Annotated in this window: 4 protein-coding genes; all 4 read right to left on the reverse strand. The window is 43.5% G+C overall.

All coding sequences use genetic code 11. The features are described from left to right. Window positions 1-213: 213 nt before the first annotated feature. From ACMVP2_RS07495 to ACMVP2_RS07510, 4 genes are read right to left on the reverse strand one after another with little or no spacing between them, the layout of a single operon-like run. Complete coding sequence (locus ACMVP2_RS07495) at window positions 214-8,172, reverse strand: PKD domain-containing protein (RefSeq protein WP_416867251.1); 7,959 nt, start codon at window positions 8,170-8,172, stop codon at window positions 214-216. A 52-nt stretch (window positions 8,173-8,224) separates the two neighbouring features. Next, entirely contained in the window at window positions 8,225-9,412 is a 1,188-nt protein-coding gene (locus ACMVP2_RS07500) for a glycosyltransferase (RefSeq protein WP_416867252.1), read from the reverse strand. Continuing rightward, a complete protein-coding gene (locus ACMVP2_RS07505; RefSeq protein WP_416867253.1) occupies window positions 9,409-10,311 on the reverse strand; it encodes a class I SAM-dependent methyltransferase in 903 nt (300 codons plus the stop codon). Before ACMVP2_RS07505 ends, ACMVP2_RS07500 begins: the two co-directional genes overlap by 4 nt. Window positions 10,312-10,314: 3 nt before the next feature. Beyond that, on the reverse strand, window positions 10,315-11,862 hold the full coding sequence (locus ACMVP2_RS07510; protein WP_416867254.1) for a TylF/MycF/NovP-related O-methyltransferase: 1,548 nt from the start codon (window positions 11,860-11,862) through the stop codon (window positions 10,315-10,317). Window positions 11,863-12,304: the final 442 nt, after the last annotated feature.

The following is a 12,304-nucleotide window of genomic DNA, read 5'->3' on the forward strand; positions in this document are numbered from 1 at the left end:
TGCTACAAAGCTAAGTATAATATACTTTATTCTAAAATTTTCTTGTTATCTGTCATTTACCAGTAATTTATTAAAGGAATTTGGCATTGCGTATAAAATTTTGCAATAAATTGTCACCAAAAGGAACTTCTGTCAATTTGACCTATTCCAAATAATATTCCTTAAACTACTGAAAGGTTGAATACCACTATGGATGGAAAGGCAATCTGCACTTTACCTTTTTACGACTCTCCTAACTGCTTCATTTCCCTTGCTTTGCACTCTAAGCAGGTAGATACCTTTCGTGTAGTGAGCCATTTGAAGTGACACAGCCGTTAAGCCGGCCTTTAGCGTATAGTATTTTTCGGAAAACATCGGCTGGCCCGTCATGCTTAACACCGTAATTTCGGCATCCCCAGCTTCCGGGAGAATCAGCTCAAATGTAAGACGGTCATCGACTGGGTTAGGGTATGGGTTGTTAACGAGAAACCCTTCAGTAAATGAAAGGCAATTTGTGTTGTCATGAGGTGAAAACTCAAACTCGGTGTCCTTCAGGATGGGTACAAGTTTGATGCATACCTTTTCCACGGGATTGTTGGTTGTTACCAACTCAAACTGCAAAGAATGAGAAACCGACTTACCTGGCGCTACTGTTCCGCTGTATTTTTCTGAAATGGTGACCCGGTCATCAACTACAATTTCGATGGGGAAGTTCGTCTGCGCAATACTACCCCGATTGGCGATATTCAAAATAAACTTCAGTTTCCCTTCTGTGTCGGTGTAGTTAACCGACCGAAGTTGCAGGTCTACTTTTGGAAGAGCAACAGTGACAACCGTGCTGGTTGTGTCGGAGCAACCAAACTCATTATAGGCGACCAGGCTTACTAAATAGTCGCCCTCCTTATCAAACACCTGACTGATATCCTGCTCGTTGCTTACAGAAGCGACACCGTCACCGACGAACCAGGAATAAGCCGTCGCTCCATTTGATTCATTCGTGAAATTAACTTTCACCGGCAGTTGACCTACAGACAATGAATGACTGAAGGCCGCCACTGGTGAGTTATTAATCGTCACATTCTTGCTGATGGATATTTCACATCCTTTCTCAGTCTTGAGAAACAAGCTTACGTTATAGTTTCCTGCTTGCTTAAACTGGTAGTAGGCCTTGGGGCCGTTTGCAGAGGCCTGTCCGGCAAAATCCCATTTCCTGCTGATAATAGGATCATCTGGACTGGTGCTTAAATCGCTGAATTCTGTTAATTCGTTGACACAAGCAGAAATGAATCCGAAGTCAACTGATGGCAATTCATTGACCTGCAAAGTTTTTGTCAATGAAATGGTGCAGAGATTTTTCGTAGTTATCTGCAGCGTAACGTCGTAGCTCCCCGGATTTTTGAAAACCTCATTGACGGTTGGGGCGCTATAGAACTGATTATTGATACTCCACAAGCGGTCAACAATTGGATTGTTGGCGCTGCCGGCAGACTGATCAACAAATGTTGTGGCCTGTCCCTCGCAACCAGTGTTGATTAAAAATGCGACAGTTGGTGATGGCAGCACATCTATTTCTCTGGTAAGTATTTTGGAACAGCCGTAATTCGAGCTAGCAGACAGTTTAATAGTATATTTTCCCGCAGTTGGGAATTCAAATATCGGATTTCGCTCATTGGACGTACCAAGACCTGCAAAATCCCAGCTCCACTCTGTGATGTTGGCATTCTCGGCAGTGCTTTGATCAGTGAACTGCACCGCTGCACCGCTGCAAGCAAGATCATGTTTGAAGTCAGGTTTGGGTATTGCACTTATCGCCACTTTCTTGGTAAGGGTAGTTTCGCAGCCTAAATCATTGCGTACCGTGAGACTTACCTGGTAGTCACCGATAGTTTTAAAGAATGTTTCAGGGCTCTTTGTTGAGCTTGTGTAGCCATTCCCGAAATCCCAAGTGTAGCCGGTTATTCCGTCACCGGTGGTTGTGTTATTGAACTGCGTTGTGGGGCTAATGCAGTTGCTGCCCACGGTAAATCCTACTGTCGGTCCCTCTAATAGGTTTATTGTCTTGCTCACCGACGCTTCGCAGCCCGGTATGCCAACGGTTAGCGTAATGATTTTTTCTCCAGCTGTAGCAAACGCATAGGTGGTGTCTTTTCCCAGGATGGTGGCCTCACCATTAAAGTCCCACGTCCAGGTGACGAGGCTGTCGGGCGGGAGATCGGGAGTTCCGTCTTTCAAGGAAAGTGTGTTGTTGCTGCAAAGGCCTCCATTGTAGGTGAGGCTAAAATCAGGTTCGCTGATGTCGTAAATGCCTATGGTTTGCCTGGCCGTGTTGGAGCACCCACCGTCATTTTGTACGGTGAGAATTACTTCATATTCTCCGGCTGATGAGAATTGGTAAGTCGGATTAGGATCGGTGGAATCTTCTATCCCATCGCCGTCGAAGTCCCAGGAGTAGGTGGTGATGTCGCCGGATAGGTTTGTGGAGGTGAAGGTGGTGGGGGCTGAGAGACAAATGTTGTCATAACTAAAATCAATATCAGGAGAAACTCCACTACCCACCTCCAAACTCTTCACAATGGACGCTTTACTACCGCCGCTATGCGTACCTGTAAGTCTGATATACTTCGTTCCTGAGCTGGTATAACTGACACCTGCAGGCTCTGAAGCTGTTACATCAACACTCCCCAAGCTCCCTTCACAAATCCTGGGAAAACTTATGCGATAAAAATCCTTGCTCGAGTAGTTGGCACCAATCCCCACCCAGTCTGTCCCCTGAAACGAAAAATCTATCCCATAAACATTGGTATACCCTAACGGCAGACCTCCTACCAGGCTGGCTGTCGGATCACCCGATAGCCCACTTGCGAAGCTCAACTTGCGAAGCCCGTTCACTCCATCCTGCTGCAGAAAAGCTATCCCCTCCGATCCAAGTATTTCTACGTCCGTGGGAAGTGATAAACCAGGAACATGAGCACTCAGGTCGGTGACATTATCTGATGTCACTGCATCATTCAACACATTCCCAAAGTCTACCCTGAACAACTTCGAATTGGAAAACGACGATACAAGGCCATACCAGGTCGATCCTTCTTTCTCTATACTTAATCCCAAAAGCCCTGAACCTCCTGTAATCAAAACATCAAGCACTGTAGGACTAACCGAGCTCAGGTCACTACCCAAATTAATGATCGTCAGCTTAGAGTCGCCAAAATTACTCACCACACCATAGAAGCTCCCTCCTTCCTGCATGACCTCTATGCTTCTCGGCGTCGATAGCCCCAAATCACTAAAGCTGGTGCCTATCACAGAGGTATTGCCCAAATCGCTCCCAAAGTCAAGCTTTACCAAACTGCCTGAACCATTGATTACAAATCCATAGTAATTGCCTCCCTGCTCCACCACAGACATGTCGTAAGGACTTGAAAAACTCGCTCCACCCACCACTAATTCAACTGCTGCCGTCGGCTCAAACAAAAGGCTCCCTCCATACGAAAATTGATATACATTATTATTATCTCGGCTCACTCCAAAGCCATACCATAACCCATCTGTACTGCTAGCAGTTGTCATACCGATCAAGGTGACAGACGACGCCATAGATCCTAAAATCGCCACTTCAGGGCTTGACGCTAAGTCCGAACTACAAAAATCCCAGGTGTAGCTGACTGCATTGACTGAGTTGTTCTCAATAAGCAAGCCCTCCCCGATACAAATCTCGGCAGGAACAGTAATATTCAGCTCTGCCTTGGTGGATGCCCCTATCTCAACGTCTTTGTGCAGGGTATAACCACAACCATTCGCTGTAGACACTGTCAATGCTACATCATAGGTAGAGGGAGAAGAAAATGCAAAAGCAGGTGATTGATCTGTCGAAGAACCCTGACCTCCAAAATCCCAGGCCCAACTACTTATCGCATCACCCTCACCTGTTTGGTCAACTCCAATAAATTGTACTGCTATATTTTCGACCCCTGTTGTGGGTGTAAAATCGGCCAATGGTTGGTCTGTAATCGTGACAGTTTGCCCTGTAGTAGTGATGATACAACCACTTACATTATCTGTGACTTCGAGGAATACTTCATAATCACCAGCCAATGTATATGTGTGCTCGGGGCTAGCTAATCCAGAGCTTTGACCGTCCCCAAAATCCCAATCATACACTACATCTGCTGAACTGACTGCGCTACTGAATTGAACAAGTGCTTGACTGGTGGCTGTATCCCAACAGCCCCCATTGTAACTAAACGAAACTGTTGGCCCTTCAGCAATACTAAATAATTCGCTATACTCAGACTGACAACCAGGAATTATTCGTTCTACTTTTACTGTATAATCACCTGCCGATGAAAAAGTTAGCATGGGAGAAGCCTCTATTGAAACCTGCTCATCGTTCACATACCATTTATAGCTCACTACTCCGGCAGGATAACCACTATCATCACTTGTGTTGGTAAAGTTGATTTGATTATTGGTACATAAACTTCCTGACGAGGTAAACGAGGGAGCAGTAACCGCTGGATAAATAGTAATCTCTTTCTCTAATTCATTGGTACACGAACCATTGCTCACCTCCAACCGAATGGTGTGAACCCCAGTAGACGAAAAACTCGTGCTGGCGTCTTGCGTCGAGGGGCCTGCTACTCCATCAAAAAACCAGTCATAGGACACGATATCATCTGACTCGTTGATCGAAATAAAATTTACAGGATTATCAACGCATATGTTGTCATAACTAAAATCAATATCAGGAGAAACTCCACTGCCCACCTCCAAACTCTTCACAATCGATGATTTACTCCCACCGCTATGCTCACCAGTAAGCCTGATATACTTCGTTCCTGAACTCGTGTAACTAACCCCAGTCGGCTCGGAGGCTGTTACATCAACACTCCCCAAGCTACCTTCACAAATCCTGGGAAAACTTATGCGATAAAAATCCTTGCTCGAATAGTTGGCTCCAATCCCCACCCAGTCTGTCCCCTGAAACGAAAAATCAATCCCATAAACATTGGTATACCCTAACGGCAGACCTCCTACCAGGCTGGCTGTCGGATCACCCGATAGCCCACTAGCGAAGCTCAACTTGCGAAGCCCGTTCACTCCATCCTGCTGCAGAAAAGCTATCCCCTCCGATCCAAGTATTTCTACGTCCGTTGGCTGTGACAAACCAGGAACATGAGCACTCAGATCGGTGACATTATCTGATGTCACTGCATCATTCAACACATTCCCAAAGTCTACCCTGAACAACTTCGAATTGGAAAACGACGATACAAGGCCATACCAGGTCGATCCTTCTTTCTCTATACTTAATCCCAAAAGCCCTGAACCTCCTGTAATCAAAACATCAAGCACTGTAGGACTAACCGAGCTCAGGTCACTACCCAAATTAATGATCGTCAGCTTAGAGTCGCCAAAATTACTCACCACACCATAGAAGCTCCCTCCTTCCTGCATGACCTCTATGCTTCTCGGCGTCGATAGCCCCAAATCACTAAAGCTGGTGCCTATCACAGAGGTATTGCCCAAATCGCTCCCAAAGTCAAGCTTTACCAAACTGCCTGAACCATTGATTACAAATCCATAGTAATTGCCTCCCTGCTCCACCACAGACATGTCGTAAGGACTTGAAAAACTCGCTCCACCCACCACTAATTCAACTGCTGCCGTCGGCTCAAACAAAAGGCTCCCTCCATACGAAAATTGATATACATTATTATTATCTCGGCTCACTCCAAAGCCATACCATAACCCATCTGTACTGCTAGCAGTTGTCATACCGATCAAGGTGACAGACGACGCCATAGATCCTAAAATCGCCACTTCAGGGCTTGACGCTAAGTCCGAACTACAAAAATCCCAGGTGTAGCTGACTGCATTGACTGAGTTGTTCTCAATAAGCAAGCCCTCCCCGATACAAATCTCGGCAGGAACAGTAATATTCAGCTCTGCCTTGGTGGATGCCCCTATCTCAACGTCTTTGTGCAGGGTATAACCACAACCATTCGCTGTAGACACTGTCAATGCTACATCATAGGTAGAGGGAGAAGAAAATGCAAAAGCAGGTGATTGATCTGTCGAAGAACCCTGACCTCCAAAATCCCAGGCCCAACTACTTATCGCATCACCCTCACCTGTTTGGTCAACTCCAATAAATTGTACTGCTATATTTTCGACCCCTGTTGTGGGTGTAAAATCGGCCAATGGTTGGTCTGTAATCGTGACAGTTTGCCCTGTAGTAGTGATGATACAACCACTTACATTATCTGTGACTTCGAGGAATACTTCATAATCACCAGCCAATGTATATGTGTGCTCGGGGCTAGCTAATCCAGAGCTTTGACCGTCCCCAAAATCCCAATCATACACTACATCTGCTGAACTGACTGCGCTACTGAATTGAACAAGTGCTTGACTGGTGGCTGTATCCCAACAGCCCCCATTGTAACTAAACGAAACTGTTGGCCCTTCAGCAATACTAAATAATTCGCTATACTCAGACTGACAACCAGGAATTATTCGTTCTACTTTTACTGTATAATCACCTGCCGATGAAAAAGTTAGCATGGGAGAAGCCTCTATTGAAACCTGCTCATCGTTCACATACCATTTATAGCTCACTACTCCGGCAGGATAACCACTATCATCACTTGTGTTGGTAAAGTTGATTTGATTATTGGTACATAAACTTCCTGACGAGGTAAACGAGGGAGCAGTAACCGCTGGATAAATAGTAATCTCTTTCTCTAATTCATTGGTACACGAACCATTGCTCACCTCCAACCGAATGGTGTGAACCCCAGTAGACGAAAAACTCGTGCTGGCGTCTTGCGTCGAGGGGCCTGCTACTCCATCAAAAAACCAGTCATAGGACACGATATCATCTGACTCGTTGATCGAAATAAAATTTACAGGATTATCAACGCATATGTTGTCATAACTAAAATCAATATCAGGAGAAACTCCACTGCCCACCTCCAAACTCTTCACAATCGATGATTTACTCCCACCGCTATGCTCACCAGTAAGCCTGATATACTTCGTTCCTGAACTCGTGTAACTAACCCCAGTCGGCTCGGAGGCTGTTACATCAACACTCCCCAAGCTACCTTCACAAATCCTGGGAAAACTTATGCGATAAAAATCCTTGCTCGAATAGTTGGCTCCAATCCCCACCCAGTCTGTCCCCTGAAACGAAAAATCAATCCCATAAACATTGGTATACCCTAACGGCAGACCTCCTACCAGGCTGGCTGTCGGATCACCCGATAGCCCACTAGCGAAGCTCAACTTGCGAAGCCCGTTCACTCCATCCTGCTGCAGAAAAGCTATCCCCTCCGATCCAAGTATTTCTACGTCCGTTGGCTGTGACAAACCAGGAACATGAGCACTCAGATCGGTGACATTATCTGATGTCACTGCATCATTCAACACATTCCCAAAGTCTACCCTGAATAACTTCGAATTGGAAAACGACGATACAAGGCCATACCAGGTAGATCCTTCTTTCTCTATACTTAATCCCAAAAGCCCTGAACCTCCTGTAATCACAATATCAAGCACCGTAGGACTAACCGAGCTCAGGTCACTACCCAAATTAATGATCGTCAGCTTAGAGTCACCAAAATTACTCACCACACCATAGAAACTCCCTCCTTCCTGCCTCACTTCGATGCTTCTCGGCGTCGATAGCCCCAAACCACTAAAGCTGGTGCCAGTAACGGCGGTATTGCCCAAATCGCTCCCAAAGTCAAGCTTTACCAAACTGCCAGAACCATTGATTACAAATCCATAGTAATTGCCTCCCTGCTCCACCACAGACATGTCGTAAGGACTTGAAAAACTCGCTCCACCCACCACTAATTCAACTGCTGCCGTCGGCTCAAACAAAAGGCTCCCTCCATACGAAAATTGATATACATTATTATTATCTCGGCTCACTCCAAAGCCATACCATAACCCATCTGTAGTGCTAACCATCGTCATGCTGATCAACGTAACAGAAGACACTATCGACCCCACAGTCGTCGCCTCCGGGCTTGACGTTAAGTCCGAACTACAAAAGTCCCAGGTGTAGGAGTCAATTCCCACAGAATTATTAACCGGATAAATACTTTGGTCTATGCATGGATCCGAGGGGACTGAAAAGGATACGGTTTGGGATACACCATCTATTGACCCTAATAGAAAAGGCATTATCACCAACGGAAAAAGTTTAAGCTTTAACAATCTCATAAAGTTATTGTAGCTATACCTTTATTATAGTTTTATAGAGGTTGGTAACCTCCTCGGAGATTTTCTTTTCAGAAAACAGGGTTTGCGCCGTTTTCGCAATCAATTCCCTGTTGGGCAAATATTTACCTTCTAAAAAACTTGCTAACGCTGATAAAAAGCCTTCACTTGAAACTTGATTGGCAAGAAGACCATTCACGCCAGGAGTTATTACGTCTATAATTCCACCAACTTTGAAACCAATTACCGGGCACCCCACGCACTGTGCTTCAAGCATAACATTTGGTAAATTATCTTCTTCACTGGGTAATAATAGCACATCAGCGGCCGCATAGTATGCTCGCAATAACTCTGGTTCGCTTACAACACCAATAAAATCAATATTCTTACGATTGAATTCGGTAGCAGATTTACCAACTACTAAGAAAGTAACCCCCTGATTTTCCTCAAACTCATCCGCTAAATACAAAATATGCCTAAATCCTTTCCTTTCAACATTGATATCCGAAGCAACGCAAAGAAAAAGGTGCTTGTCCTGCGGCAGACCAAGATTTATTCTGGCTTCGGTTTTTGACAGGAACCTGAAAATTGAAGTATTCACACAATAGTTGATTTTGCGAACACTGGCAAACTGAATCCCAGACTCAACAGCCATTCGCTTCATCCATTCGCACGGGGCAATCACATGGACGGAACGATTATTTAGGTATTCACTTTTAACTAATGAGTACTGATGTTCCATTTCACTCAAGTGAGTATCAGCATTATTCTTGTCAATAAGGTAGTGAAAACCTCCTAATATTGGGTTCAAATCGTGAAAAGTCCATACAATTGGTTTATTAACCTGCGGAAAAAAGGTTGAAAAATCGACAAAATTTGCGATCCAATGCAGGTGTATGATGTCAGCCTGCTGATATTCGGTAGACTTTCTAACATCGTAAATAGTATTGGGTGAGGAAAATATCTCAAAACCTGATAGGTCTTGTTTTTTTTTACCAAATAGCCTAAAAACCTTGGCTTTCACCTTCCTAAAAAAAAAGCCAAATCTTGAGGGCTTGAATTCAATTGAATCATTGGTAAAATCACTCCTATACAAAACCAAAAATTTGGAGGTAACACCGTTTTGCTTTAGCGCTTCATGAAGACGAAGGGCAGCAACGGCAGCACCGCCCTGATCGTGTGTACATACGTGTAAAACCTTCATAATTTCCTGTAAACAGCAAAAATAGAGTGCCCATCGATTTTGTCCATTCTTTGTCGAACAACCCGTTTCACCAAATAATGGAGCCTCAATGGAGCTATTAGGCTCCAAAATATCCGCCCCCCAAATAATTTAATTAGCCAAACCCTGACGAACCAATCAAGATGATATTCTTGCAGCGGTTCTTTTTTTAGCTGAATCAATTGTAGGTTAAAAACCTTCTCCAAACTCTTTAAAGCCTTTTCATTCCATAAACCCATGTGGTGGGGAGGCATATTGAGAAGGTAGTCACGGTCGAATTTTATAAATGAATCATTATTTGGCACGCACAAAATCAGGCTACCGTCTGTCCTAAGGCACCGAAGAGATGAGCTGATGAATCTATTGACATCAGAGATGTGCTCAAGTACCTGGAAAAAACATACATAGTCAAATCGTTCGCCCTTCAACGCAAAGTCTTCAATGGTTGATTTGTAAGCTAATATTCCTCTACTATTTGCAGTTTCGACTGCTTTTGAATTGATCTCCAAGCCCAAACTTTGCACGCTTTGGTCAAGGTGGAACAAAAAGTCTCCTTCTCCACACCCAATCTCCAAAACGGAGGTTCCCTTTTCGATAATTTCCAACGCCACTACATACTCCCACTTCCAGGAAAGGTAGTACCAATCAATTTTACTTAGCTGATAATAAAAATCAGCGTCGCCAGCCACCTGAAAAGGATGAAAGAACTTATATCCTGTATCAATAGATTCGTAAAGAGAAATAAATTCTTGTTGAAGTAACTTTCTATCGAGATTTATGTCAAGGAGAGCCTGGTACTGGGAATAAATTGTACTTGTAGAAATGGTTTTGATCAACCTGGTCTTGCTTTTCCCATCCAAAGGACATTTTATCTCTTGCATTTATTATCGTTTTATGAGGTAAAACACTCCCTTATAGACATTAATTCGAGCATTTGACTTAGTTTCCGACAAATAGTCATGGACTGCTTTTGAACAGCCATCCCAGGTATTGTAATCATCAATTATTACTATTCCTCCTGGGTTTACCTTTGGGAAAAATGCACGAAGACATGTAATCGTTGAATCATACCAGTCACCATCAAGTCTTAGAATTGCTATGCTTTGAGTTGCCGGAAAGTTACTTAATGTATCATTAAACCAACCTTTGTAAATTGTATAGTTGGTTAAACTTGCCTTATTCATTGCCATTTCGGCATCTTCCCTTTTTGCGTAGCAATTGTCAAAATATGTATCTCCGTCTGTGTCCTTCTGCCATTTTAAGGCGCTTTCACCATCAATACTCTTGGCATTTGGGAGACCTTCAAAGCTATCAAATAGGTGATATTTTCGACTATTGCCCAATACTTTGCCAATACCTGCAATCATCCCACCCTTCCAGGTACCACACTCAACGACATCTCCCTTGGTGCTGCCGACAGAGTAACAAAGTTCCAAGTTTGCCAAATAAAATTCCTTTGGAATCATGCTAAACTCTTTAAACTGGCCAAAATACCTTATGAAAACGGATTTTCGGTAAAGACGTTTTACCCAGCCAAGATAGGGAAACAAAGTTTGTTTTAGCTGTTTCGTCATATTAGGGCTTTGATGGAAATGGTTGGAAAATGTAAACTCATCAGCTTGTGTGTTGATATCCTTCTCGCCTGATAAAAATATCATTTGATCAATGCTCCTGCTCTCATTAAGATCTCCAAGACCTCCAACTTGTTTTGTGTGAGTTGCGTCTCTCCCAAACCCAATGTTATTAACCAAGTTTGTGTTGGGTAAAATACAAACTCCGAGGTTCTTCCAAATTGAAAACATCCATTGATAGTCCCATGCGTCATATCGTTTTGTTAATAATCCTTCAGCAACTTGATTCCAGTATTTACGTTCATCTCGTGAAAAATGTCCCTGTAAGTGCTTTTTCAGCCAAGCCAAATCAATCTCCTTTTCAAAATTTCTCCAAGCGTTCGACCAAGTGGCCCATCCCCATGAATGGGAATACTTGCTAAAATAGTATGAACCATCACCTCTTTGATGCCCATTTTGAAAATTGTTACCACTGATGTGCATCACTGAATCATCATCTTTGAAATGCAGCAATAATTCTTCGCAGAAAGTAAAAAAACTCTTATGCGGTACACAATCGTCTTCCAAAACTATCCCCATTTCTACTTGATCAAAGAACCATGTAATGGCCTCACTCACAGCCTTTCCACATCCTAAGTTCGAGTCTCTGAACAGCGTGTGAATCTCACATTCCCAATCAACCAAACTCAATACCAGCTCCCTGCATTCCTCACATTTTCTATTGTCGTCCGGATGCGTTATTCTGGGCCCATCAGCGCCAACAAATAACTGCCTGGGCTTAACCTCTCTGATTTTTTCAAAGGTAACTCTCACCAAATCCGGCCGATTAAAAATGAGATATAGTACTGGAGTGTTAAACATGCGCTGGTTTGGTACTGGCTTATGAAAATTCATCTCAAAGATAACCCTCGGAGCGTTAGCAGTTCGAATTTTTCGATAGTAATGGCAAAAAGCTAGACTAACATATTCGGCTATCTCTTAAGCTCACAAGGTTTTAAATTTGGCCAATACCTCAAAAAAAATTCATTTAAACAAAATACTGTGCACCGAACAGGCATTGGTTACGCATTTTCGATGCTGGCTTTTTTTCCCGAAACGATGACAGTACGAATACTTCGGCTCTTAATCCTGCAAAAAGTCCGGTGAGAAAAACTTGTTACCCACGCCCAACCTCACTTAAGTGTTCATTGTTTTGGGATTTCTCGCAGATGGGCAAAAACCATATATTTACAAAAAACGAGTAAGTCAGACTCGATAATAGTTTTTACCTATTTCTTGTGATACTAAAAATGGCGCATCAAAA

The organism is Imperialibacter sp., assembly GCF_048007035.1.
Classification (GTDB): Bacteria; Bacteroidota; Bacteroidia; order Cytophagales; family Cyclobacteriaceae; genus Imperialibacter.